Genomic DNA, 25989 nt, shown 5'->3' with positions numbered 1-25989 from the left:
CCTGCAAATTACTTAAAACCGCGCAAAAAGCCTTAGTTCATACTCAGCTGTTGCAGGATGGTAGGATCCTGTATGTCGGTATCCCTTGCCAGCAATAGCACTTTGGATATGAGCTCGGCCGATTTAGGATCATCATCTATAAACGGCAGGAATATCCGGCCACGGTGCTGGGAATGTACCGGCAATACCGACAGGTACCTTCCCGGCAACTGGTGCGCCACCGCGCTGCCCAAATGCACGCTGTACTCGCCGTGATGTCCCTTGATACGCGCGTGATTGCCGGTAATCGTTACGTTATCTACTTTAAATAAACGCAGCGTTTCCGTCAGCAATACCCGCCTCATTTCAATGGAAGAATGACTGGCCTCCGGATCTACCCCACCCACATGTGCCACACTGACTACCAGGTCGATATCCCGCATTACTTCACTGAATATTAATGGGGAGATGTGTTCAAAAGCTATTGCCTTACCGGTTTTCAGGTCATGAAAGACGATGGTCTCCAACGTAGGGCTCTCCACTTCCGCCGGCGAAAACCAATCTGCCATGGCGTATATCTTCGCTACAAATCCTTCTTTATGGAATACTTTCTGCAGTCCTTCTTCATAATCTACTTTCCAATGCCGCGATTTCAGTAGGGCTACGGTCTGACTCGGCTGTACCTGGTGTCCTGCATAACGGCGGGATATCGACTTCTCCGCCAGCTCATCGGCTATCGGTACATACAGTTCCCGGAAGATCTGCCGGAATGGCTGTTGCAGCTCCTTCTCAAAAGCATACCGCTGATAGGTACTCCACACGCCCAGTTTGTACAAGTCAACGCAATGCGCAATGCGCACCTCGCCGCCATCAGCCAGTGAAAATTCCTGCCCTTCCGGCGAACGTAAGATGCCGTTATGGTAGAAACCGTGGCTTTCGCCCGATACAAATACCAGTTTTTCCAGGTGCCTGCTGATCACCGGGTGCCCAAAGAGATTGGCCAGCTCGGGAGCTAAGAAAGCATCTCCACGTACCATGGCGTCTTCCAGGGATCTCCGCGAACGACTGAACTGCTCTTTCAATATCTTTCGATATTCTACCAGCTCTTCTACCTTCTTATCTTTTTTATATTTCGGCGGAATAGCCTTCAGGGGCTTATCCCCTTTAAAAGCCACCACATCGGCTACACCTGCTTCATCTATCACCAGCCCGATGGTTACGCCATCATATTGCACTTGTGTTTCGCGGGATAAGATCTGCTGTACCTGCCTGGTTTCCATGGCCCACGTCAATCGCAGCGGATCTGCATACCCGGCGTTGCGGGCCAGGTTCTCCATGGCAATGCGGATAGCCAGCGCTTCACTGCTTTGCTTCTGCGCGCCAAACTGCCGGCTCTCCTTCTTAAATTGCTGCAGGTATTCGTAGCGGCTCAATACATCCTTCGCTGCATTGGCCTTGCTCAATGGAATCAGGCCATACATGCGCAGGTAATCCTGGTCACGCTTCTCCTTTATCTTCTGGGTCACTTCCTTAATCTTAATATCGCCAGTGATAACGTCGGCGTATAAACGTGCGCGCCGGTGTTCATTCCCTTCGCTGATATATTTGGCGGCGTCATATACTATTTGCCAGCGCTCCTTCCCTATTTCCTTATAGGCTTTCAGAAACCATTCTCTATCTACTGCTCCTGCTTTGAAATCAGCCAGGTCTACAGCCGAATAACGGGCAATTTCACTCTCGGCTTCTGCATTTTGCTCCGCTGCGCCCGACGATTTTGTATGTGCATGCATCCACCAGATAGCGGCATCTAATCCTTTCCAGTTGAGGTATTGGCTCACAAATCGCTGCCACTGCGGTGCATACACCGCCGCTTCAATCAACTGCTTTTCGCTCGCTTTGATCTGTTTTACAGCTGCATTAAAATCTTCTTGCGTATCTGTTGGCAGCGGAAAGCATTTCTTTAACAATGAGCTGAACTGCTGCTGCTTGTTCAGGGAATTATTATAAGAGTAAATATAACCTCTTGATAAGGTGGTTTTACCGAGGCCGGTTAATATTTCCGCCAAACGCTGAATACCATATACCACTTTCAGTTCCTGTACAAACGGCGTCACCGGCGTAGCAGAATCGCCACGCTTCAGCTCTATGTCCAGGAAATGTTCCCGCAGCCGCTCAAATAAAGGCGGCAGGAAGGCGAACATGTTCATATAATCAAACACATTCCTGGTTGGTTTGGCTACCGATAAGTGGCGGATATTTTCCTGGCTGATCATCCCGCGGTATAACTCGCTTTCGCTGATCAGCCCCTGCTGGTAAGCATAACAGAAGATAGTCAGCGGAGGGAGACTACCGGGAATGCTTTCCGGCAGGCCGCTAAACTGCCGCCAGTGATATAATTCCCAACAGATACGAATTTCATCGGGCGTACAACGCCTGAAATTGACGCCCTCCAACAACTTATTCAACACGCCTACTGTTTGCCATCCTCCACGGGTATAGGGGTATATCTTCCCATCAGAATAGTACCGCAATACTTCCGGCGTAAACGAGGCAAACAGCCGGCTACAGGCTCCCAGTACAAAAGCATTGCGCTGCTCAAAAGGATGGATCAGCGTCAGCGCCCCAATGATACGGGATACCGGGTTGCTCCACCGGTAGTGGTACTTCCCGCGCAGTTCTTCCGAAAACACCTGCCCCATGGTAGGATAGTAAGGCCTGGCCAACGCCAGCCAATCCTGCATATGCTCGCCATTGTCCAACATCACATAATTTAAGAGAAACAGATCTACCGGCTCCAGCTGATGATCCTGGTACCACTGCTCCCATACTTCCGGCAATGGGTAGGCAGCATACTCCGCCTCCGGTGTTTCAAATTTATAAGTGTAGGGCTTGCTTTTGCTCACCCCGTTTATCAGCAATACTTTCTGCCGGCTGTTATCATACTGCTCTACTTCATACTCATAATCCCCATGCGCTTTAAATCGCCCATGCAGATCATCCAGCGCCGCACGGATGGTATCTACCGGCTTCGAGAAGCCGTATTCGTTTTTACGCAGGCATTGTGCGTAGTAGTCGTCTTCCTTTACTACCGGGGCCACCACTGGCGTAATAGCTGCCGGGGCATACAGCCCGTAACCATTCTCAACATTATACGATAAGGTGCCCTGGTCGGCCGATAACTGTGCCAGCAGTACTTCTTCCTTGGGGGCAATATTCTTCCGCTCTCTAAACGCTGCTTCCCATTGATCGACGGTAGCCTTCAGCCGGCCTGCTTTTTTCAGTTGCACGGCAATATCCAGTCCTCCTAAACGCTGCTCGGCATCGCCCTGCAATAACGCCGTGGCCGTAGCCGTCACCGCTTCATCGCTCTGCCGCAATATCAACTCAATCGCCTTGCCACGGGCAGTGGCGCCCTTGCGCTTCAACAGCTCTACAAATACAGGCATCTCCTCTACGCTGAACTGCTCCCTGGTCAATGCCCTGAAAGCTACATTTACTACGTATTCGCCCCGGTCCCTTACCAGGCGTATAGCCAGGTTGCGTTGAAATGGGGTCAATGCGGAGATCTCCATTGTATCTTTCCAGTAGTAGGAAGAATGTTCCGGGAATACCAGCCGCGTCAACTGTTCCCGCAACGACACATCCATGTCATCGAAGTACTGTAATACTATATCCAACCGATCCTGCTTATCCAGCACCAGCCGGATCATAGATTCCAGCGCATCATTCGGATTGAACTTAATATTCATCCAGGAAAATACTTTGCCGGTAAATACCTGTTCCTTTTTACCGCCACTGCGTTGTACAACGGCATGCAGGCGGTCAAACAATTCCGGGAAATGTTCATTGTAACTCCTCGCGCTGCTAAACAACATACTATTGATCGCTGTTAAAGCTATTCCCAATACCGCTTCTTCCTTATCTTCCAGGGCCTGGTAAAACAGTGGCATATCTATGTTATAGTACTTCGTTTCCCCGGCAAACTTCAGCGCCAGGCAACGTTTCTCGGTATCACCTTCTTCGAAAAGCCGCTTCAGTAAAGGCGTTACACCGGCAATATCATATACGCCCTGTGCCCATAAGGCCGTATATACATCCATGTTATGCTTGCTTGCTACAGCAGCTGGTATCTGTGCAGGCGTTTCCAGGTACTGGTGTGCTTTTTCGAGAAACTGCTTTACAGTGGTTTCCTTTTCAGCCTCCCAGCCTAAACCGGCCCACACATCTATCGCCCTTACTACGGAAGAAAAACGGGCCATTTTATGATCCAGCAACACTTTTAGCATGTATCGCAAAGCAGGTAAACTGGTTTCATCCAGCGCTTCGAGAATGGTTTGCCTTAGCCCTTCCTGGCGCTGTGCAGCAATCAACAGCTTCTCCACCAACACCCAGGCTTCTTTCTTTTCACTGAGCAGCAAAGCCTTGATAACAGGCCGCGTTACTTTGCCTATACTGTCTTTATTGAAAATAATATCTTCCATGAGTGGCAGTAATCCCTCATGATCTTTATCAATCGCCGCCGCCCATAGCCGGAACAATGCAGGGTTTTGCAATAGCTGGTCGTACCGTACCTGTTCAATAATGCTCAGATCATAACAGGTGGTAACGGTTTTGGGGGTATACACCACCTGGTAGGCTTGTGGTAAAGTGGTTACCAGGAAGTTGAGCTGGTTCACCAGGTACATTTCCCGGTCATGTGGCGCAGTAAATGATCGTCTGCCGCTGGACGTCTGGTACATCTGGAAAGGTATTTTCTCCCATGCATATTTTACATACGCCGCCTTCTCCTCTTCAAATATATATACAAGTAAATTCCATGCCTGTGGCGTGTTCCAGTCGCCCGCCCCCAATAACTCCGCGATCCGGTTATAACGTTGACTCTTATACGTAACCGGCTTGCGGTACGCAAAATTGCTGGGCGGTTGCTCCTGGGGAGATTCATGAATAAACAACAGTCCTAATTCTGCCATTTCTTTGGTTAACAAGGGATGAGCGGCGCCATGAGCATACACGGCATCCAGTTCCGCTGTCATCTTCTTCAAATAATCAGGGAGTTCCCGGCTTTCCAGGAATTGTTTAGCATCCATAATAAAAGGTCTTTGCTATGAGTGATGGGTTAAAATAATGTTTCTCTACCAGATGCTGCCAGCGAGAAAGGTTAACCTGACAAAGGTAACAACTGTATGGCTATTTAGCGAAAAATGATCCGTTAATTTTTTAATTTCTTCGTCATCGATAAATACGGCAAAAAGCCCGTCGGCAAATGCCTGCAGCGCTGTTTCCTGTGCTTTTTCCCTGTCGGCTTTATGCTCGTTATAGATACTGCCAAAACCGGCTTTACCGGTGGTCACAAGATCGGCTACCTCGCCGCTTGAAAGAAATGATAAAAGGTTTTTCTCCAGTGGTTTACTATTATAAGCGGCTACCTGCTGGGCCACCACGGCGAGCAACAGCTCATGGAGAGATGGATGATCCGGCAAATCTGCTACTTCCAGCATTTGCCTGTCTATCAACGCATGCTTTCTCCCGGGTTGCTTTACACTAATCGTTATTTGCATGTCAACGTCACTTTGGGTCCCGGCAAATCTAACGGAAAAACAAATGTATCCCAAGCCGTTACTTTGATCTTAACGGCAAAGTAATTAACTTGTTTATCGCAATTGCCCGGCCACCACATGAAACAAACGCTCACCCTTGCCTTACTCCTTTTACTGGCAGGCAGCTTCCGGCTGTCGGGACAAGTACAGCTGCCTTATATACTGAATGGCGCCGCTACCCAGCGTACCTGCAACTGCTATATACTCACACCCGATCAGCAAACAACCAGCGGCACGGTATGGAATAAAAATAAAATTAACCTCCGTCAATCTTTCAACTATGTATTTGATGTAAACCTGGGTTGTAAAGATGATAACGGTGCTGATGGCATCGGGTTTATCTTGCAAACCAAAGGCACCAACCTGGGCGCTACCGGCCAGGGTATTGGCTTCAAAGGTATCTCCCCTTCCCTGGGCGTGATCATCGACACTTACCAGAACAACGATGAAAATGATCCGTCCTTCGATCATCTGGCCATACAGATGGATGGCGTTACCGACCATCTCAGCAGTAATAATCTCGCCGGACCAGTTACCGCACTGGCAAACAGCAACAATATTGAAGATTGTCAGTGGCACCTTTTCCGTATTCAATGGGACGCGGTACGGCAACAGATGGACGTGAGCATGGATAATATCTTACGGCTTACACTCAACAAAGACCTGGTGGATGATATCTTTGGCGGCGACCCGGAAGTATACTGGGGCTTCGCCGGCTCTACCGGGGGCTACTCCAACCTGCAGCAGTTTTGCGCTGCCCTGCGGCCTGCATTTAATTTCGATGGCGGACAGATATTCTGCGACGGCACGCCTATCCAGTTCAAAGACTACTCCAGCTCTTTCGGCGCTATCACCCATTGGTGGTGGGATTTGGGAGATGGAAGCTTTTCAGTGGACCCGCAACCGCCTGCACACCTCTACCCATCGGCCGGTCATTACCAGGTAAAACTGGTAATTGCCGACAACAGCGGCTGTATCTCTGATACCCTGAAGGCGCCTTTTACCGTAGGGGCGTACCCGGTAGCCCGCTTTACTCCGGATGTACTGTGCCTCGGCGGTGGCATGACCATGAGCGATCAAACTTCCATTGCCGTAGGCACCCTGAAAAAATGGGAATGGGATTGGGGAGATGGCACCACCAGCAACAGCCAAAACCCGTTGGCGCCCTATGCCACGACCGGCCCTCGTAATATCAGGCTTACCGTTACTTCGGAACAGGGATGCGCAAATACCGTCGAAAAATCCGTCCTCGTAAGCCAAATACCCACCATCAACGGTAGCGGGGAAAATGTATGCCTGGGCAGCAGCACACATTTCCAGGGTGTTAATCTCACTCCTGCCACGCCTGTTGCTTCCTGGCATTGGGACATGGACAATCAGGCTACCCTCACAGGCATACAACCCACTTACCAGTATCCTGACACAGGGCACTACCTTGTACGCCTATACGCAGTAAGCAATGATGGTTGTCCCTCCCCGGAAATTAATATACCCGTTAGCGTCACCGCCGTATATGCCCGGGCCGGCAGGGATACTATTGTGGCTAGCGGACAGCCCCTTCAGTTGCAGGCACAATGGGGCGATGACCGCCTGCAATATACCTGGTCACCCGCCACAGGTCTGAATAATCCCTATATCCCCAACCCGGTGGCCTTGTTGCATAAAGACCAGACCTATCGCCTCACCCTTGTTTCCCCGGAAGGTTGTCGCGATGAAGACCAGATCAATGTAAAGGTGTATGAGGGCCCGGAGTTTTATGTGCCCAATGCTTTCACGCCTAACAACGACGGGCGCAATGATGTTTTCCGGGTAATTGCCGCCGGCATACCGCAGTTGGACTTCTTTATTGTCTGGGACCGCTGGGGACAGGAAGTTTTCCGCAGCAATAGCCTGCCCGGCGGTTGGGATGGTACCTGCCAGGGGCATCTGGCTCCGGCAGGCACCTATGTGTGGATGGTGCAGGGGGTCGATTATACAGGCCGGCGATTCAGCAGGAAAGGAACGGTAACGCTGATACGTTAGTTAACCCCTACCACTTCATAGCCATATTGACCATTGTAGGAAAACGGCATATAGTAGGTGCCGTTATACACCACATATTGCCGGCCGCTGATGATCACTTCCTGGGCGCCCGCAGGCAATTCGTATACTATAGCACCCGATGGCGGCGCTACTACTTCGAAAGAGCCATTGCCATTATCAATATAGAATACGCCGCCATAATAATAGTAGTTGTACCCGCCAACCGATACAGTGGTATATCCCGATGGCAACGAATAAACGACGGCGCCTACCGGAGCCGGCACTACGGCATAACCGCCGCCCGATACTGCCGGTGCATAGTACACGCCCTGGTCGTAGTAATACTGGCGTTCCTGGAAACTGATAATAGCAGCGGTTGTCGCTAATGCTGCCGCCCAAAAACCTATCGGGTACCAGCTGGAACCCCAGTAATAAGGGCGGTAAGGATGGTAGTAATAGGTATAACGGCCCGGATAAATTCGCCTGGGTGGCTGGTTAATGATCGTTACCCGGCCACTCCTGTCGCGGTAACGGTTTACCGTGATATATTGCTGGTTGACCTGTACATTTTTATAGTAATACCGGTTAATCTGCGTGTTATTCACGGTAATGCGGCCGCTGCCGCCCGACTGATGAATAGCCGGCCTGGCGGGCGGTGGCTTCACTCCTGCTCCGTTAGCGGGCCTGCCGGATGTTCCTTCTCCAGGTCGTGTAACCGGTACAGTGGGTTTACCGGGTTGAGAAGGGCGTACCGGCCGGTTCTGTGCAGGAGGATTCCCGCCGGGTCGTGCAGGATTCGTTGGCTGCGAAGGGCGTACCGGCCGGTTCTGCAACGGCGGATTCACTGGCCGGGTAACGGGCTGTGAAGGGTTGGCCGGCTGTGGAGGCCGTACCGGTTTATTTTGCGCGGGCGGACTTACCGGCCGGGTAACGGGCTGTGGCGGTTGTTGTGCTGGCCGCACTGGTCTGTTCTGCGGCGCTGGCTGTGGTGGTCTCGCAGGTGGCTGCGAAGGTGTAGCAGCGGGGCGTTGCGGCCTTGCCTGTGGCGGTGGCGACGCAGGCCGAGCCGGAGGTGGTGCAGGCGTAGCAGGACGCGGTTGCTGCGGATCTACTCTTTGTGCATAGCTGTTCATACTGCATATCCCTAGCGACAAGGACAGTAACATAGCAACAGAAAATCTGGCAATGGTCAATTGCATAGTTCAGGTTTTACAGATAAGTACTTTCTATCTATTTAACACCTGCTATGCCTGATTGTTGCAGTTAATCTGTTGCCATGCTGTTTACAACCCGTCAAATACTTCTTTCAGTATTTCGTAGGAGTGCAAACGATCTTGCTGATCGTATATATGTGCGGTCGCTATAACTTCATCTACCTGGGTATCTTCCAGGAATTGCTGTAATCCCTGTTGTACAGTGGCGCCGCTGCCTATAAAGGAGCAGGCAAGCATTTGCTGCGCGTGTGCGGCTTCATAGGCTGTCCATACACCTTCCATACTCTCTATCGGAGGGCCCATACGACGCAGTTTTCCACGTATGATACCGAGGAAAAGCTGGTAGAAGGACGTCGCCAGGCGGTTGGCTGCAGCATCAGTATCTGCGGCAATCACATTCACACAAGCCATGGTATAGGGCGCTTGCAGGAACTCTGAAGGCCGGAACCGTTCCCTGTAAATTTTAAGTGCCGTGTGTAGCTGTGCTGGCGCAAAATGGCTGGCAAAGGCGTAGGGCAAGCCCATAGCCGCTGCCAGGTGGGCGCTGTCAGTACTGGAGCCTAATATCCAGATCGGAATGTCCAGGCCCTCGCCCGGGATAGCCCTAACGGCACTGGTATGATTGTCGTAAGAAAGGTATTGTTGCAATTCCTCCACCTGCTCGGGGAAATCATGCCCGGCACCAAGCCTGTCGCGGCGCAATGCGCGGGCCGTTACCTGGTCAGTGCCCGGCGCCCTGCCCAATCCAAGGTCTATGCGCCCGGGATACAGGGAAGCCAGCGTGCCAAATTGCTCGGCTACCACCAGCGGCGCATGGTTGGGCAACATAATACCGCCGGAGCCTACGCGAATGGTGCTGGTGCCACCAGCAATATAACCGAGTAAAACAACGGTGGCAGAACTGGCTACGCTCACCATGTTATGGTGTTCTGCCATCCAGAAGCGTTTATACCCTAATTTTTCAACGTGCTTAGCCAGGCGCATACTATTCTGAAAAGCATCGCTGGGCGTTTGTCCTTCCAATACCGGCGCCAGGTCTAACACTGACAACGGACGCCTTATTCCTTGCTTACTCATACTACAAACTATTTGTTGATTCGTTGCGCTAATTTACAACAATGCCCCTGCCGGAAGGCAGGTTGATAACCTGTAGGTAAGCGAGCAGGGTTCGATAAACGGTACGGTGGCCTTTTTAATAGATCAACACTGCCAGCAGGATAATATAGATTACCAGTTTAATAATCCGCCAACGATTGGTACGGAAATGCCGGGGACGCGTAAAATCAATATTAATGCGCTTCATGAAGTAATGCAGTTGCCCCCTTTGCAGTAAGGTCTTTAGTTGTCCCCATTCATTACTGCACCGGATCAACGTCATATAGTATCCCACGCCCGGATCCTTGTAACCCATACCAGCTGCGCGGATATAGTTGATCACCATATCAATCAACGGAATAGCCACTAATAATATCAGCCATTTCTGCCAGCTGAGATAAATAAAAAACAACGGGGCACTCAACAAGGCTAATAACATCCCTTCTATAGGATTGGGAAATGCATACCAGCTGAACTGCTTAAAGCGGGATAGCAACAACGCCATACCGGCGCCGTATCGCGTAAAGCGGTCGTAATGCGGCTGTGCATGATTCCACCAGGGATGTGTTACCCGCGCTTCCTTTACACAAGTAAACTGCGTGTGATGCTGCATACTTAACCTGGCGCCCAGATCCACATCTTCTCCCCCACCAATCGCCGATAACTCCGGCGAAAAGCGCAAGTCGCCCAACGCACTGCGCTTATACATAATGTTGGCAGTAACGCCCCACATAAACTGGTCTTTCTTATTAGCAATGGTAAATATGCTGGTAAGACCGGCCACCGTTAATGCGCGGGTAAATGAATTTTCCGGCGCCGGAAAATCTGTTAATCCAATAAACCCAATGGCATCTTTTTTTTCGCCGATCACTTTTACATACTGGAAAAGCAAATCTTCATCTGCTACAATATCATCGTCCAGGAATAATATCCAGCTGCCATTTCCGGCGTCTATCCCTTTATTGCGGGTTTCACCCGGACCAATATTCTTCGTATTAATAATGAGCTGTATCACACCTTCCTGCGCCATTTGCAGGAGAGTTGCTCCAGGCTTCACACCCGGATTATCTGCCACGATATAATAGTTAACCTGCCACCCGCCCGGTTTTGGCAGGCGAATCAACGGCAGCAAAAACTGTTCATCCAATCTAAAAGAAGGGATGATAATATCAATGGAATCAGTACTTGTGAACATAGTGCGCGAAGATAAATAACATTCTTTTTCGTTCCGTAAATGAAAAAAAATATATATTTGCGCCCGAATATTTGTTAACCTGATTAATTATTTAACCCCAATGGAACGAAAACTCGCGTCCGTAGTCGTCATCGACGACATTGCTCCCATACCAGGTGCAGACATGATAGAAGTAGCCACCGTAAAAGGATGGAAACTGGTTATCAGGAAAAATGAATTCAAGCCAGGCGATCATGCAGTGTATTGCGAAATAGACGCTTTTCTTCCTGTTACACCTGCTTTTGAATTCCTGAGGAAAAGCTCCTACCGGAAAATCGGCGAAACGGAAGGTTTCCGCCTCAAGACAATGAAACTGCGTGGACAGCTATCCCAGGGTCTTTTGCTGCCTATCAACATACTCACCACCAACGTGTATGAGCTGGGAGAAGATGTAGCGGCACAATTACAGATCGTTAAATATGAAGCGCCCATACCCGCTGCCCTGGCTGGTATCATGAAAGGTGGATTTCCTTCTTTTATTCCCAAAACGGACGAGGAAAGAATCCAGAACCTCAGCGCCTTTTATGATACCTACCTGTCACACACCTGCTTTGTAACAGAAAAGCTGGATGGCTCGTCTGTTACCTATTATCACTACAACGGGGAATTTGGCGTATGCTCCCGTAACCTGGAGTTGACCGACACCCCGGAGAATACCCTCTGGAGGGTGGCAAAGAAGCTGGATATAGCCGGGAAACTGGCAGCGATGGGAAAGAATATCGCCTTACAGGGAGAAATGATTGGGGAAGGCATTCAGGGTAATCCGTACGCTTTGCATGGACAAGCCATTTACTTCTTCAATGCATTCAACATTGATACGCAGGAATACCTGTCTATGCCGGATTTTCTGGCGCTTATCAGCAACAGCGGCTTACAGCATGTACCGGTGCTGGAAACCGCTTTCCACCTGCCGGCAACAATTGACGCCCTGCTCGTCCAGGCGGAAGGCGCTTCTGTGCTGAGCCCCGTTCATCGTAAAGTAGAACGCGAAGGGCTGGTCATCCGTTCAGCTGACCGGCGTATATCTTTCAAAGTGATATCCAATAAATTCCTGCTGGAAGAAAGATAGTTGTGAAAGCAGAGGGCATAAAAAAAGGGGTGGTAAGAATACCTCCCCTTTAATATTTTAAACTATCCTATGAAAACCTGATGTAAAGATATACCCGTTATCGATAGTTTAAACAGGAATTTGGTGAACGCATCATTATTGTCGGTGAATGCGCTAAAAAGGCATGCGTTAACCAACACTTAACAATTGTACACTACTACTAAAATGATGGAAGGAAATAACGGTGATATCATCGCGAAATTTGGGACATGAAAAAAGGGGGTGGCAAGACTACCTCCCCCTTAATATTTTAACCTATCCTATGAAAACCTGTTATAAAGATACACCCATCAGTAATACGTACTAAGATGAACTTCGTGAATGTATCATTATTTCAAGGGAATGCATTAAATAGACCTGCCTTAACCAATGATTAACACGAACACCGCGTTCTTCTTCTATTTCACAGTTCGCTAAAACCCTGTAACCATCAGCATTTCAGGGCATAAAAAAAGGGGTGGTAAGAATACCTCCCCTTTAATATTTTAACCATATCCTATGAAAAACCTGATACAAAGATAATTGCTTACATCATTGCTAAATTGTCTTTTCCGTGAATGCGTCATTATAACTCGTGAATGCATGATATGGGCCGGCATTAACCAGCAATTAACGTACGACATGAAATTTAACGGTGACAAATACACTTGCAACAAAAATTATCATCCTGATAGAATATAGAACTGTAGGACATTTCAGGGCATAAAAAAAGAGGTGATAAGAATATCTCCTCTTTAATTTTTAACCATATCCTATGAAAAACCTGATACAAAGATAGACGCATACCTCATAGTGAAATTACTTTTTCCGTGAACGCATCATAATAACTCGTAAACGTACAATATCTGCATGCAGCAATAAATATTTGCAAAATGACGGGTGAAAGAAAACGTTTAAACAACACTTGCAGGAGAAAACAGTATTCAATACAACTCTTTACCACACTACATTTCAGGGCATAAAAAAGGAGTGGCAAGACTACCTCTCCTTTAATATTTTAACCATATCCTATGAAAAACCTGATACAAAGATAGACGCATACCTCATAGTGAAATTACTTTTTCCGTGAACGCATCATAATAACTCGTAAACGTACAATATCTGCATACCTGCATTTATATCCGTGTGTAAGTATCGTAGAGAAGGTGTTAAAACAACGCTTTAAAAAACAGGTGCCTGGCTACCTTTCAGGGCATAAAAAAAGAGGTGGTAAGACTACCTCCCCTTTAATATTTTTAACCATATCCTATGAAAAACCGATACAAAGATATATTCATAGAAGTTAGTTATACGCCTAATTTTGTCAACGCATTATTATTGTCCGTGAACGTCGCAGATCAGTTGTTGTTAACCAATCGTTAACAAAAACAACGGTTAGTTGCCCAGGGTTCTCAAAGCCAGGTAAGACATCAGGCCAGCGCCGATTTCCAGCGATTGTTCGTCCGCATCGAAGGTGGCTGTATGTAAGCCGGAAACAATGCCCCTGGCTTCATTACGTACCCCTAACCGGTAAAAGCAGGCATCTGCTACCTGCGAATAGGAAGCAAAGTCTTCTGCCGCCATCCAGATGTCGAGGTCTGTAACCCGTTCAGCCCCCAGGAAGTCGATTGCATGCGCCCTGCTGGCAGCAGTGAGCTTATCTTCATTGATCAACACGGGATATCCGCGTTCAATTTTGATATCGCAACTCCCCTCCATGCTTTCTGCAATGGATATGGCCATCTTCTTAATCTTTTCATGTGCCGCCTTGCGCCAGTTTTCGTCCAGCGAACGGAAAGTACCTTCCAGCTTCACCTCATCCGGGATGACATTGCTGGCGCCGTTGGCAATCATCTTACCGAAAGACAATACCGAAGGCGATAAAGGATTGGCGCGGCGACTGACGATCTGCTGCAGTGCAATCACCATATGACTGGCAATCAGCACCGGGTCTATACCCAGGTGAGGCATAGCGCCATGCCCCCCTTTTCCTTTTACGGTGATGGTAATTTCGTCATTGCTGGCCATGTAACAACCCGCGCGAAATCCCACCATTCCTACCGGCAACTCCGGCATCACATGTTGCCCCAGCACATGGTGTGGCCGTGGATTTTCCAGCACGCCCGCCTTAATCAGCAAGCTGGCGCCACCGGGAATCACTTCTTCCGCCGGCTGAAAAATAAATTTCACCGTACCGGAAAACTCGGGCTTCATCTGGCTCAGGATACCCGCTACCCCCAACAGGGAGGCGGTATGTACGTCGTGGCCACAGGCATGCATCACCCCGTTGTTCCGGGAGCGATACGACACCTCATTCAGTTCATAAATGGGCAATGCATCAATGTCGGCCCGCAAGGCCACCACCCGGTCAGATGGCGCCGCAGTTCCCTCCAGTAAAGCAACGATGCCGGTATCGGCCATCCTTTCAAAAGGAATCTGAAGCGCCTGCAGTTTTTCTTCAATAAAAACCGCCGTCTGGTATTCCCGGTAGGAAAGTTCTGGATGCGTGTGCAGGTGGCGCCGGTTGGCAGTGGCCTCCCCCAGCAAACCGCTGGTTAATTCCCGGATTCGTTCTTTAAGCATGCGACAATAATTTTTTTATGCTGTCTTGTGATAAAAATTCTTTGATAAAGCTATCATCTGTCAGATGCGGGTAGGCCACAGTTACCCGCCCCACATCCTTATAATCCTCAATGATACAATTTTTTATCCGCCCAAACAGCCCGGCCACTTTTGCGTCCATACCGACCAATGCCCTGGCAGGCCGCCGGCGAATGCCTTCTCCACCACTTTCCCGAAGGACGCTCAGCCGTTCAGACAGCTGTTAGCGACTGGTGATACCTTTTCCAGCAGCTGGATATGTTCATTGTCGGTACATTGTATGGCCAGCCGCAGGGCTCCCAACTCCAGCAGCTCTCTCAGCTGGCGGGTCTGCCGGATATCGGGTACCCCAAGGCCCCTATATTTATCAGGTGCCAAAGAGATACCCATATCGGGCGCTCCTTTTGTATATTTGGTACGTACCTATGTTTTTCTGACATAAACTGATCAATTGAAGCACTACCTGATATGGATCGTCCTGTTTTCCCTGCTTCAGGCATACACCTCGCCGGTGGCAGCACAGGACAGCATTCCCCAAAGACATTATACCCGCACCGGTGCGTGGACCACGCCCGTGAAACGGAACACCACTATTAACGGCATCGCCCTGAGTTTTATGACCATCCCCTGGATGAAGGCCGACACCCTCGAGGTAAATGGCCTGAACCTGGAAATAGGACCACTGGCAGCATTTGGAGCCGTTTACAATGTCATAGGACTCGTATCCTCTCCCTTTGTCCGAAAAAATGGGGCGACCAGTCGCTACGGAGAAATGCTGGGTAACTTTTCCGTTTACCCCGATGCCGACAGTGGTGAAGTATGCCTGGTGAGGGGACTATCTCTCAGCGCAGGCGGAGCACTGGCCTGCACCCGCGGCATCAGCATCAATGGACTGACTTCGATGAACAGCAGCGTACATGGCCTGGAAATAACCGGCCTTGTTAGTATCCACTACGAATTCCAAGGCATTATGATTGCCGGCCTGCACAACAAAAGCACGTATGGCCGCGGGCTCCAGGTAGGGCTCATCAATGCATGCAAGGCGGGCAAAGTGGTACAGATAGGGCTGATCAATAAAATAGGACGCCGGATCCTCCCTTTTGTCAACTGCTCTTTCCGCAAAACATCCTTGCCCACCGGCAAAGAGATTTCCTCACAAATTTCCTTGTAAAAGAGTGGGGAAACGTATATATTTAGTCCCGCTTTACGACCAGGAACGCAGTTTTCAGGCGTTTTCACCATCACGAGCTAATAAAAGATGAAAGATTCCCGTTCTATTACACAAAAATTATTTCCATGGCAGTGAACAGAAGATCTGCAATTAAACAGCTGCTGTATGTTTCAGCCGGTATGGCTTTGTTGCCCGCCTGCCTGCAACACACCAGCAGGGCTTCGTTGACATTAAAAAACATTTCGGTAGATGGCGACCAGGAGAAGATGCTGGCCGAGCTGGCAGACACCATTATTCCCCCTACTACTACCCCAGGCGCCAAGGCGCTGTCCACCCATCTGTTTACCCTCATCATGATGGACGACTGCTACAAAAAAGAAGAGCAGCAACAATGGATGAATGGCCTGAAAGCATTTGAACAGGCGAATAAAAAACTCAACGGTCGCAGCTTCCTCGAAAGCACCACACCACAGCGGGAAGCACTGCTTACCTCCCTGGAAGCGGCCAAAGACAGTAAAGATGACCTTTCGTTTTTTTACCGTGCCACCAAACGCCTCACCATCCAAGCTTATACGCAATCCAAATATTTTATGACCAACGTGGATATCTATGAACTGGTACCCGCCCGTTATAAAGGTTGTGTACCATTTAAACCCTCGGCCAGGAAGACTGCCTAACTACTAACAACATGAGTAATAACAATACCAGCCTGCAAAATCGCACATTCGACGCCATTGTTATCGGATCTGGCATCAGTGGCGGATGGGCAGCGAAAGAATTTACCGAAAAAGGATTAAAAACACTGGTGCTCGAAAGAGGACGGGATGTAAAACATTTAAAAGACTACCCTACTACCAGCCAGTTTCCCTGGGAGTTCCCACACCGCGGACAGGTACCGGCCGCTATCAAAGAGGCCAACCCCTCGATCAGCCGCTGTTACGCCTATAAAGAAGATGCCATGCACTTCTTTGTAAAAGACAACGACCATCCCTATGGACAGCCCAAACCATTCGACTGGATCCGGGGTTACCAGGTGGGCGGAAAGTCGCTCATGTGGGCGCGGCAAACCCAGCGCTGGAGCGACTTTGATTTCGAAGGCCCCGCACGCGACGGCTTTGCTACGGACTGGCCTATACGTTATAAAGACATTGCCCCCTGGTATAGCTATGTAGAAAAGTTTGTAGGCATCTCCGGGAATAAAGACGGTCTTCCTCACCTGCCCGACGGAGAATTTTTACCTCCTATGGAACTTAGTTGCGTAGAAAACTATTTCAAGGATTTTGTAAAAGACAACTATAAAGACCGGCAGGTGATTTACGCACGTTGTGCGCATCTGACCCAGCCACAACAAATACACCTGGACCAGGGCAGAGGACAATGCCAGAAGCGGGACCTTTGCCAGCGCGGATGCCCGTTTGGCGGATATTTCAGCAGCAACTCCTCCACCATTCCCTGGGCGCAGAAAACCGGTAACCTCACCCTTCGTCCGTTTTCAGTGGTGCATTCCATTATTTACGATGAACAAAAAGGAAAGGCCACCGGCGTTCGGGTAGTTGATACCAACACCAAGGAGATGATGGAATATTACGCCAATGTGATCTTCGTGAACGCGGCGGCCGTGAATACCAACCTGATTCTGCTGAACTCTACCTCTCACCGCTTTCCTAACGGCTTGGGCAACGACAGCGGCACCCTGGGTAAATACTTTGCCTTCCATAACTACCGCGGACATATTTCCGCGCAATATGAAGGCTTCAAAGATTCCACCACCGACGGACGGCGCCCTACCAGTGCCTATATCCCCCGTTTCCGTAATGTACACAAACAGGAAACAGACTTCCTCCGGGGGTATGCTGCTGGCTTCGACACCGGCCGCGGGCGGCATACCAATACCGACGGATTTGGCAAGAGCCTGAAAGAACAACTGTTCAATCCAGAAACAGGCCCCTGGTATGTAGGCTCTCATATGATGGGAGAAACCATTCCAAAAGAAAAAAGTACCCTTACGCTCGACACCAATAAAAAAGACGAATGGGGCATTCCACAAATCAATATCGACGTAGACTACGACGATAACGACGAAAAAATGCTGAAGGACTTCTTCGAGCAAATGACGGAAATGTACACCAAAGCCGGGTTTACCAATATTAAGACTGGCGATTCCAAACAGGCGCCCGGACTGGATATACACGAAATGGGCGGCGCCCGTATGGGGCTGGATCCTAAAACGTCGATCCTCAACAAATGGAATCAAATGCATGCCTGCAAAAATGTGTTTGTAACGGATGGCGCCTGTATGACGTCTACCTCCACTCAAAATCCATCACTCACCTATATGGCACTCACCGCCCGGGCGGTAGATTATGCTGTACAACAGCTGAAGAAGGGAGAAATATAAACGTACCTGGTATTAAAGAGACTATCGGCAACGGTAGTCTCTTTTTGTTTTTATCTTACCCACAAATGTATTTTTACCCCCGGATAATCCCAAGATATTTTTTGAACATAGAGAACCTATATTACTTATGAAATTCATCCTGTTACCCGGCCTGTTACTGGCCTTCATGGCATGTTTCTTTAGCGAACATGCCAGTGCCCAAGTCACAAAATCCTTCACCGTTTATGGTACGCTCGACAAGTTTTACCCGGTAGTATTTACTGATTCCGCCTGGTGGCGCCACGAAGCTTCGGAAATACAAATAGGACGCTCTGATGTACACCGGGACTCCAGCTGGCGCGGCTCCCTGATCGCTAAATTCAGATATCATACTACCAATTGGGGTAATGGTTCCAGCTTCATTGATGCAGATATACATCAATACAGCAATGTTCCAGACAACAGTAAATTTATTGCCGGCTGGCGTGATGCCACTGCCAATAATTCGGCTTTTATCATCATTATTTGGCTACGGGGAAATACCAGCTATTACTTCAGCTCCCGGTACAATGACCGGGCAACTGTTTACGATGGCGTTACCAATCCACTGCCATTCGAAGAACCGGTTATTAATGTTCCCGGTACCACCAGCAGACCACAGACCTTCAAAACCAGTATTGACAGTTATGTTAACATGAATGGGAATACTTTCGGTTCAGGCACCGTTTATTACAATAGTAGCGGTACCAATTTCTTTGGTGGCAATATCGGTGTTGGCACCACCACTCCAACCGCCAAACTGGAAATAAGCGGAGCGCCTTCCTGGACGAGCGCGGGCTGGGGAAAAGCAATTAAACTGGGTAGAGCTCAATCCATGCTACTGGACGCTGGCAGGAACACCCACTTTTTTTTATTTAACTTGCAACCATGAGAACGCTGAATGAACTGATTAATACGAAAGAACCTGGCTGGGACCTGGTGCAGGAATGGATTAATGCAGGTAGCAATCCTATTGACATTCTTCCGAAAGAACAGGCCCGTGCTGAACAGGCTTTATATCAAACCCAGGTAACTACCCGCTCACCGATGGGCGCTATCATTTATGAAACCGGGGGACTACTCGTAGATCATGGCTGGATAAGGGTATTGGGCTCCGGCCATGCAAAACTGGACCGTACCCTACCCGGATGGAATGAAGGTAAATCATTTACCCAAAGCGGCGCGCAGCCAGGCTTCCTGCTGATTGCTGACGATGTGATCGGCGGATTTTTTGCCATTAACAACGGTACATTGGCGCCACAGGAAGGCATTGGCAGCGTCTTTTACTTTGCGCCCGATACGCTGGAATGGGAAAATATGGAAATCAGTTACAGCGACTTTATCAGCTTTTGTTGCACCGGCGATATTGCAGGCTTCTATGAAGCCTTCCGCTGGCAGGGCTGGGAAAATGACGTAGCAAAAATAAACGGCATACAGGCTTTCAGCAGCTATCCTTTCCTGTTTTCCAAAGAAGGAAAAGATATCAATGCTGTCAGCAGAAAAGCCGTACCCATAGAAGAGCTCTGGCAGCTGCAAATGGACATGAAGCAACAAATGGGACATTAGTCGTTCCTTCTTACAAAATGTTAAAATTTGTGGCGCAGCCATCCCTGCAAGTATAATTAGGCTACATTTAAACCTTGTAGTAATTATATTTTGTACACTAAAACCTGGTCATGTCCCACAATTTATTAAAAGGTAAAAAAGGAATTATTTTCGGCGCCCTGGATGAAAAATCCATTGCCTGGAAAACAGCCCTTCGCTGTGTGGCAGAAGGTGCGGAAATCGTGCTAACCAATGCACCGGTGGCCGTTCGCATGGGCGAAATCAATGCGCTGGCGCAACAATGCAACGCCCCCGTAATTCCCGCGGATGTTACCAACATGGACGATCTCGACAATTTATTTACCAAAACCAAAGAACATTTTGGTGGTGGCGTTGATTTCATCCTGCACTCCATCGGGATGAGCGTAAACGTTCGTAAGGGTAACGACTATACGAACCTGAACTATGACTACATGCATAAGTCGGTGGATATTTCAGGGATGAGTCTTCACCGGATCCTGCAAACCGCGATGAAGCACGATGCTATCAATGAGTGGGGATCGGTAGTGGCGCTGACTTTCATCGCTGCACACCTGTCATTTCCCAACTACAATGAGATGGCGGATATCAAAGCGATGCTGGAAAGTATTACCCGCAGCTTTGGCTACCAGTATGGTATGAAGAAAAAAGTTCGCATCAATACTATCTCCCAGTCCCCTACGATGACTACCGCCGGGCAAGGCATTGGCGGATTTGATGGTTTTGTGGCGTATTCAGAAAAGATGTCGCCATTGGGTAATGCCAACGCCGACCAATGTGCAGCATTTACCGTTAGCTTATTTTCAGATTATACGCGCATGGTCACTATGCAAAACCTGTTTCACGATGGAGGCTTCTCCAGTACCGGGGTTACAGAAGCAGTGATCGCGCAGATGTCTAAATAAAAATAGCGCAAAAAAAGAGGCGGATCGATCTGATCCGCCTCTTTTGCATTTTACCGGAAGCACCAATATAGTATAGCCATCACCGATAGTAACAGTACCGACTGTACGCGGTAATCTGCCAACCCCGGCCATCCTTTCAATCGCAGGGGCTCCAACGGGCTTTTCCAATACAGGCGTTCGCTTCCTGCCGTATCCTGTACAGGGAACAGGAACGATAACGCTACCTGACAAACCGCACAGGCCATAAAAAGATAAAACGCCATCATCAGCGGTGGCACCTGGCTGATAAAACCTCCTGGCATTAACTTACCCACCGCGTATACGCCTGCTCCCAGCACAGAGCCCAGCCACAAGGTATATTGTGCGGATTTTGCCGAAGCTTTACGCCAGAAGATGCCTAGCAAAAATACGCAGGTGATAGGCGGCGCAATATGTGAAATCACATCATTGATACCATGAAAAAGGCTCTCATACCTGTTGAGCAGTGGCAATAATGCCAGCGATAATAGCAATGCTATGCCTGCCGCCCAGCGGCCTATCTTTACTAGTTGCTTATCGGCCGCCTCCGGGCGATACCGTTTATACAAATCATAACTTACCAGCGTAGCAATGGAGTTGAGCGCGCCGGAAATCTGGCTCATCAGTCCCGATAACAGCGCCGCCACCAGCACGCCTACCAATCCCGGTGGCACCAGTTGTGTAATCATCAGCGAATAAATTCCCTTGGTATGCATCACCCCATCTGCTGCTTTCAGGGCACTCAGATCCAATTGTCCTTGCCGGTATAACACATACGCCAGCAGCCCGGGAAGAATAAAAATAAATACCGGCAACATTTTGATCACCCCGCAGAACAAGGCGCCTGCTTTTGCATGGTTTTCATCCCGGGCACCCAATACCCGCTGTACAATGGTTTGATCCGCACACCAGTACCAGATACCAATCACCGGGTATCCCAGGAAGATGGCATACCAGGGAAGCCCACTGGGGTCGCTGCTGCCATGCAACATTGATAGCTTTTCCATACCCTGCTCCTGCTGCAACACCTGTAATACGGGCTGCCAGCCTCCTACCTTCCACCACGACAATACCGTAATAATTACTGCCCCCGCCAACAATACCATGGTTTGCACCGACTCGGTGACTACCACCGCTCTTAAACCACCCATAATTGTATAGGCGCCGGTAATAATAGCGATGACAATAATGCTGGTAAACATGTTGATGCCAAACAACGTTTCTAATACAATACCGCCGGCCAGGAACGAAAAAGCGATGTGAATAACGACTGCTGATACCACTGATACGATGGCCAGCCAATCGCGGCAGGCCCGATTATAGCGCCGTTCCAGGAAATCAGGCAGGGTGGCAATGCCGGAACGTATATAAAAAGGAACAAAAAACAGCGCCAGCAGGATCAGCGTAAAGGCCGACATCCATTCATAGTTGCCTGTTATCAGACCGGTATCAAACCCGCTCTGCGCCAGGCTTACCAGGTGCAGGCAGGAGATATTGGTAGCAAAGAGCGCCATGCCAATTACCGGCCAACGCAACGATTTACCCGCCAGGAAGTACTCCCCTGCTGCATTGCCACCTTTCTTCCCTGCCATCCCGGCACGGAAGCCCAGCCATACAATGAAAGCAATGTAGCTGATCGTAATAACAGTGTCTAAAGTGGTAATCATCCGGCAAATGTATTAAGCGCCAACAGATCGCAGCTACTGCCCGGCATTTCGGGCGTGTGGTAAAACCCGCCGGTGATGTTGGCCGGTTCTGCGAAATGTGCCCGCAGGTGTGGAATATGCTCCAGGAACAATGCTTCATGCCCCATGGCAATATGATTGAATAATACCAGGTGCTGATGCAGCTGTCCCATATCGCCTACATGTGGCACTACCGGCACACCATATTTCTTACAGAGGAGACTGACCGTGATAAACTCACTCACGCCCCCCACTCGCACGGCATCTACCTGTATAAAGCCGGCGCACCCTGTTTGCAGGTAGTTTTTAAATATCACTTTGTTGGGAACATGCTCTCCCAATGCCAGCTTCAATGGTTGTAATGCAGCGGCCAGCGTTTGGTGCGCCAATACATCATCGGGATGCGTAGGCTCTTCTATCCAGTAGGGATTTATATCCGCCAGCCGCTTGCCAATGGCGATAGCCTGGGGAAGATTCCATTGCTGGTTAGCATCTACCATTACTTTGATATCTGCACCCACGGTATTTCTTACAATATGCGCTCTTCGTATATCCGTGTCCGGGTTTTTAGCGCCTACTTTTAATTTCAGGGCTTTAAAGCCATTATCTATCGCGCGTCTGCAATTGGCTTCCAGCTGGTCATCGGAATAGTTGAACCAGCCGGCGGAGGTATCATAGGCAGGGTAGCCGGTGCGTAAGATCCCTTCCCTTTCCGGTCTTGAAGCTTGCATGTCTATAAGCAGCTTCAGCGCTTCTTCGCGGGATAATACTTCTTCCAGGTAAGAAAGATCCAGGGTGTTGACCACCTGCTCCGGGCTCAAGTCCAGCAATAACTTCCATAAAGGCACCTGCTGTTGTTTAGCCCATAAATCGTAGCAGGCGTTGGTAACTGCTGCCAACGCCAGGTGCACCACCCCCTTGTGTGGGCCCAGCCACCGGAACTGCTGTTCATCTGCCCGTTGCTTAAACCAGTCGCCGAAAGTAGCCATCACTTCGTTGAGCTCCTTACCGATTAACTGCTCTCCATAGAACCTGGCGGCTGCACATACCAGCTCGTTCCCCGCGCCCAGCGTGAAGGCCAGCCCGGTGCCGCAATTACCTTTATCATCGTATACACAAGCCACCGTGTAGGAATATACGGGCTGCTGGTGCACAGCATCGCTGCCAGCTCCATTGGTTAGCGGGAACCGGGCGTCTTTAACAACTATTTTTCGAATCATGTGTTCACTATATTTTTATCGGGGCAATATTCATCGAAGGTTTATCTGTTTCTAATACAATCACGGTATCATTGATATCCGGTAAGGTGGCCGGCAGGGTCAGCGTAATATTTTGCGCTGACTGCTGAATGGCTACCGCTGCGCCTTTCATGATATAGGCTTTGGTAATTTTCACCTCTGGTAAAGCTGGCAGGCTAAGGGTTTGTCCCGGCGCCTGCAACACATGTACATAGATTTTATTGCCGCTACGGGTGGCTGCAAAATGCTGGTTGGGATACCAGGGACCACCATGCGTATTGTAGATAGCAGTGCCATACTGCTGCAACCAGCTACCCATTTCTTTCAAACGCGCTACCTGTTCAGGTTCCATCAAGCCATCGGGACGGGGACCTACATTGAACAACAGGTTACCATTGCCTCCGGCCACCTTCGCCAGGGTATGGATACAGGTAGTCAATGATTTCATTTTATCATTGGGCTTCCAGGCCCATTGTTCGCAGATAGTCATACAGGTTTCCCAGGGCGTATGCATGTTCAGATCACCAATGCGTTGTTCGGGGGTATCATAATCACCCAGGAAATGCGGCGTACCATCTGCCCCGGTTCCGGAAAAGGCTTTACCTAAGCGGTTGTTAATAATAATATCTTTTTTCTGTGTTTTGAGATAAGCGTACATATCGAGCGCCATCTCTGGTGTCCAGGGCTTTTCCCAGGGACCATCAAACCACAGCATATACGGATCATATTTTTTAATCAGCTCTGCCAGCTGGTTTTTCATATAAGCCACATACTTTTCCATATGGGCGTTTTTGCGGATACCGTTCACCGTATCATTTGGATTATCGATTGGATAATCAGGGTGATGCCAGTCCAGCACAGAGTAGTAAATACAGAATTTGATATGATATTTCTTACAGGCTTTGGCCAGCAATCCTACTACATCTTTCTTAAAAGGCGTAGCCATGATGTTATAGTTGGTATAGGCAGATGGCCATAGGCAAAATCCATCATGATGTTTCGCGGTGATGGTCAGGTATTTCATACCGGCTTCACTGGCGGTTTTCACCCATTCATCGGCGTTAAATTTAGTAGGATTAAATGCCCGGTATAAGGTATCATAATCCGCCACCGGCACCTGTACGTGCCTGGACCAGCCTATTTCAGTGCCACGCAGGCTTACCGGTCCCCAGTGGATGAACATACCAAAACGCAGGCTCATAAACTGGTCCATCACCGCTTTGGTGGTCAGTATTTTCGGGTTCAGTTGTGCATTGGTTTGCGCGTGGCCAGTGGCCGCCCATAGCAGCAAACATAACGTGATTATTTTCTTCATTATTGAAAAGATATTTTATAGTGAGTGCTTATAACCCAGTTCTGCTCCTCCACTTACCGGCATAATGGCGCCGGTAATGAAGCGGGCGTTGTCGGATAACAGGAACGCACATACGTCAGCGATAACCGATGCTTCCGGGCAATAGCCGAGTGCGTGTATGTTATTGAGATACTGTTCTATGTGGCCGGGATTGGGTTGTTCCAGGCGCCACTGCCGCAGCATGGGCGTCCACACGCCGGCGGGCGCCACTGCGTTTACCCGGATCCCGTCTTTGGCATAGTCGAGCGCCATGGCTTTGGTCAGCGCATTTACGGCTCCTTTGCTGCCCGCATAGGCGGCATGATTTTCCTGCCCTATTTCCCCCACCATGCTGCTGGTATTGAGTATACAGCCCCTGGACGCTTTCAGTGCTTCGATGCCATAGCGGGTGGTATAGTAAATGCCTCTTACATTCACATTCATTACCTGCTCCCATTCCGCTTCCCCGGTTTCATGCAGGGGCTTCGACGGACTTGCAATACCGGCGTTGTTGTGGATGGCGTCGATGCGGCCATATGTTTGCCGGATAGTGGTGATGGCCTGCTGGATAGCGCTGCCTTCATTCAGATCGGCCAGCAGGAAGAGATGTGGCGCTGACAGCGTAGCCGGTGTTTTGTCGATCACCGCCACAGTAGCGCCCTCCCGGATATAGGCCTGTACACAGGCTTCGCCGATGCCGGCCGCGCCGCCAGTGATGACAATTATCTTATTCTTCAGTATCATAACTCCGATTATAGCAGTGGAAAATACAGCGCTAATATACGCCGCCGGATAATCCAAAATTAGCAT

At 49.3% G+C, this 25989-nt stretch carries 19 protein-coding genes; 8 read left to right on the top strand and 11 right to left on the bottom strand.

From position 1 onward, the window contains the following. Nucleotides 1-32 precede the first annotated feature (32 nt). Entirely contained in the window at nt 33-5066 is a 5034-nt protein-coding gene (locus FHW36_RS15965) for a DUF4132 domain-containing protein (protein ID WP_145670567.1), read from the bottom strand. 45 nt (nt 5067-5111) lie between these two features. Next, nucleotides 5112-5537 (bottom strand): hypothetical protein, encoded by a 426-nt coding sequence (locus tag FHW36_RS15960; RefSeq protein WP_145670566.1) that lies wholly within the window; start codon nt 5535-5537, stop codon nt 5112-5114. 117 nt (nt 5538-5654) lie between these two features. Here FHW36_RS15960 and FHW36_RS15955 point away from each other — a divergent pair, with 117 nt between their 5' ends. Then, on the top strand, nt 5655-7598 hold the full coding sequence (locus FHW36_RS15955) for a lectin-like domain-containing protein (protein ID WP_145670565.1): 1944 nt from the start codon (nt 5655-5657) through the stop codon (nt 7596-7598). Here FHW36_RS15955 and FHW36_RS15950 read toward each other — a convergent pair. The 3 genes from FHW36_RS15950 to FHW36_RS15940 all read right to left on the bottom strand — a co-directional run bounded on the left by FHW36_RS15950 (nt 7595) and on the right by FHW36_RS15940 (nt 11102). Continuing rightward, nucleotides 7595-8797, bottom strand: a complete 1203-nt coding sequence (locus FHW36_RS15950) for a DUF6515 family protein (RefSeq protein ID WP_145670564.1) — start codon at nt 8795-8797, stop codon at nt 7595-7597. The genes FHW36_RS15955 and FHW36_RS15950 overlap by 4 nt on opposite strands. An 84-nt stretch (nt 8798-8881) precedes the next feature. Next, the gene (locus FHW36_RS15945) at nt 8882-9889 is read right to left on the bottom strand and encodes an LLM class flavin-dependent oxidoreductase (protein ID WP_145670563.1); all 1008 of its coding nucleotides are present in this window, start codon (nt 9887-9889) and stop codon (nt 8882-8884) included. A 115-nt stretch (nt 9890-10004) separates the two neighbouring features. Next, a complete protein-coding gene (locus tag FHW36_RS15940; protein WP_145670562.1) occupies nt 10005-11102 on the bottom strand; it encodes a glycosyltransferase family 2 protein in 1098 nt (365 codons plus the stop codon). A 100-nt stretch (nt 11103-11202) separates the two neighbouring features. Between FHW36_RS15940 and FHW36_RS15935 the strand changes: the two genes are divergently transcribed. Then, a complete protein-coding gene (locus FHW36_RS15935) occupies nt 11203-12210 on the top strand; it encodes an RNA ligase (ATP) (protein ID WP_145670561.1) in 1008 nt (335 codons plus the stop codon). Between the two features lie 1413 nt (nt 12211-13623). On the opposite strand, the gene FHW36_RS15930 is transcribed toward FHW36_RS15935, so the two are convergent. Together FHW36_RS15930 and FHW36_RS15925 are read right to left on the bottom strand one after the other, a co-directional pair. Beyond that, nucleotides 13624-14811, bottom strand: coding sequence for a M20 metallopeptidase family protein (locus FHW36_RS15930; protein WP_145670560.1), 1188 nt, complete (start codon nt 14809-14811; stop codon nt 13624-13626). Between the two features lie 222 nt (nt 14812-15033). After that, entirely contained in the window at nt 15034-15219 is a 186-nt protein-coding gene (locus FHW36_RS15925) for a hypothetical protein (RefSeq protein ID WP_145670559.1), read from the bottom strand. A 61-nt stretch (nt 15220-15280) separates the two neighbouring features. Between FHW36_RS15925 and FHW36_RS15920 the strand changes: the two genes are divergently transcribed. The 6 genes from FHW36_RS15920 to FHW36_RS15895 all read left to right on the top strand — a co-directional run bounded on the left by FHW36_RS15920 (nt 15281) and on the right by FHW36_RS15895 (nt 20905). Beyond that, nucleotides 15281-16000 (top strand): hypothetical protein, encoded by a 720-nt coding sequence (locus FHW36_RS15920; protein ID WP_145670558.1) that lies wholly within the window; start codon nt 15281-15283, stop codon nt 15998-16000. 125 nt (nt 16001-16125) lie between these two features. Then, nucleotides 16126-16677, top strand: a complete 552-nt coding sequence (locus FHW36_RS15915) for a gluconate 2-dehydrogenase subunit 3 family protein (RefSeq protein WP_145670557.1) — start codon at nt 16126-16128, stop codon at nt 16675-16677. A gap of 11 nt (nt 16678-16688) precedes the next feature. Then, nucleotides 16689-18398 (top strand): GMC oxidoreductase, encoded by a 1710-nt coding sequence (locus FHW36_RS15910; protein WP_145670556.1) that lies wholly within the window; start codon nt 16689-16691, stop codon nt 18396-18398. A gap of 127 nt (nt 18399-18525) precedes the next feature. Next, nucleotides 18526-19308 (top strand): hypothetical protein, encoded by a 783-nt coding sequence (locus tag FHW36_RS15905; protein ID WP_145670555.1) that lies wholly within the window; start codon nt 18526-18528, stop codon nt 19306-19308. Beyond that, nucleotides 19305-19982, top strand: a complete 678-nt coding sequence (locus tag FHW36_RS15900; RefSeq protein ID WP_145670554.1) for a DUF2625 domain-containing protein — start codon at nt 19305-19307, stop codon at nt 19980-19982. Before FHW36_RS15905 ends, FHW36_RS15900 begins: the two co-directional genes overlap by 4 nt. A 110-nt stretch (nt 19983-20092) precedes the next feature. Continuing rightward, on the top strand, nt 20093-20905 hold the full coding sequence (locus FHW36_RS15895; RefSeq protein WP_145670553.1) for an enoyl-ACP reductase FabI: 813 nt from the start codon (nt 20093-20095) through the stop codon (nt 20903-20905). A 50-nt stretch (nt 20906-20955) separates the two neighbouring features. Here the strand turns inward: FHW36_RS15895 and FHW36_RS15890 are convergent, their stop codons facing one another. Genes FHW36_RS15890 through FHW36_RS15875 form a run of 4 tightly spaced genes read right to left on the bottom strand, consistent with a single transcriptional unit; the run spans nt 20956 to nt 25923 of the window. Further along, complete coding sequence (locus FHW36_RS15890) at nt 20956-22590, bottom strand: sodium:solute symporter family transporter (RefSeq protein ID WP_145670552.1); 1635 nt, start codon at nt 22588-22590, stop codon at nt 20956-20958. Continuing rightward, nucleotides 22587-23828 carry an enolase C-terminal domain-like protein gene (locus FHW36_RS15885; protein WP_145670551.1) on the bottom strand — a complete coding sequence of 414 codons (1242 nt, stop codon included), beginning with the start codon at nt 23826-23828 and terminating at the stop codon, nt 22587-22589. The genes FHW36_RS15890 and FHW36_RS15885 overlap by 4 nt, the downstream gene beginning before the upstream one ends. 7 nt (nt 23829-23835) lie before the next feature. After that, nucleotides 23836-25161: an alpha-L-fucosidase gene (locus FHW36_RS15880; RefSeq protein WP_145670550.1), complete on the bottom strand. Its 1326-nt coding sequence runs from the start codon at nt 25159-25161 to the stop codon at nt 23836-23838. A gap of 15 nt (nt 25162-25176) precedes the next feature. Then, nucleotides 25177-25923: an SDR family NAD(P)-dependent oxidoreductase gene (locus FHW36_RS15875; protein WP_145670549.1), complete on the bottom strand. Its 747-nt coding sequence runs from the start codon at nt 25921-25923 to the stop codon at nt 25177-25179. Between the last annotated feature and the right edge of the window lie 66 nt (nt 25924-25989).

It is taken from the genome of Chitinophaga polysaccharea (assembly GCF_007829335.1).
Taxonomy (GTDB): domain Bacteria; phylum Bacteroidota; class Bacteroidia; order Chitinophagales; family Chitinophagaceae; genus Chitinophaga; species Chitinophaga polysaccharea_B.
Note: the sequence above shows the minus strand (reverse complement) of the source record. Positions and strands in the feature narration are given on the sequence as shown.

Coding starts and splice junctions, on each gene's coding strand:
- FHW36_RS15965 (WP_145670567.1), bottom strand. CDS start 5,066: ATGGATGCTAAACAATTCCTGGAAAGCCGGGAACTCCCTGATTATTTG.
- FHW36_RS15960 (WP_145670566.1), bottom strand. CDS start 5,537: ATGCAAATAACGATTAGTGTAAAGCAACCCGGGAGAAAGCATGCGTTG.
- FHW36_RS15955 (WP_145670565.1), top strand. CDS start 5,655: ATGAAACAAACGCTCACCCTTGCCTTACTCCTTTTACTGGCAGGCAGC.
- FHW36_RS15950 (WP_145670564.1), bottom strand. CDS start 8,797: ATGCAATTGACCATTGCCAGATTTTCTGTTGCTATGTTACTGTCCTTG.
- FHW36_RS15945 (WP_145670563.1), bottom strand. CDS start 9,889: ATGAGTAAGCAAGGAATAAGGCGTCCGTTGTCAGTGTTAGACCTGGCG.
- FHW36_RS15940 (WP_145670562.1), bottom strand. CDS start 11,102: ATGTTCACAAGTACTGATTCCATTGATATTATCATCCCTTCTTTTAGA.
- FHW36_RS15935 (WP_145670561.1), top strand. CDS start 11,203: ATGGAACGAAAACTCGCGTCCGTAGTCGTCATCGACGACATTGCTCCC.
- FHW36_RS15930 (WP_145670560.1), bottom strand. CDS start 14,811: ATGCTTAAAGAACGAATCCGGGAATTAACCAGCGGTTTGCTGGGGGAG.
- FHW36_RS15925 (WP_145670559.1), bottom strand. CDS start 15,219: ATGGGTATCTCTTTGGCACCTGATAAATATAGGGGCCTTGGGGTACCC.
- FHW36_RS15915 (WP_145670557.1), top strand. CDS start 16,126: ATGGCAGTGAACAGAAGATCTGCAATTAAACAGCTGCTGTATGTTTCA.
- FHW36_RS15910 (WP_145670556.1), top strand. CDS start 16,689: ATGAGTAATAACAATACCAGCCTGCAAAATCGCACATTCGACGCCATT.
- FHW36_RS15905 (WP_145670555.1), top strand. CDS start 18,526: ATGAAATTCATCCTGTTACCCGGCCTGTTACTGGCCTTCATGGCATGT.
- FHW36_RS15900 (WP_145670554.1), top strand. CDS start 19,305: ATGAGAACGCTGAATGAACTGATTAATACGAAAGAACCTGGCTGGGAC.
- FHW36_RS15895 (WP_145670553.1), top strand. CDS start 20,093: ATGTCCCACAATTTATTAAAAGGTAAAAAAGGAATTATTTTCGGCGCC.
- FHW36_RS15890 (WP_145670552.1), bottom strand. CDS start 22,590: ATGATTACCACTTTAGACACTGTTATTACGATCAGCTACATTGCTTTC.
- FHW36_RS15885 (WP_145670551.1), bottom strand. CDS start 23,828: ATGATTCGAAAAATAGTTGTTAAAGACGCCCGGTTCCCGCTAACCAAT.
- FHW36_RS15880 (WP_145670550.1), bottom strand. CDS start 25,161: ATGAAGAAAATAATCACGTTATGTTTGCTGCTATGGGCGGCCACTGGC.
- FHW36_RS15875 (WP_145670549.1), bottom strand. CDS start 25,923: ATGATACTGAAGAATAAGATAATTGTCATCACTGGCGGCGCGGCCGGC.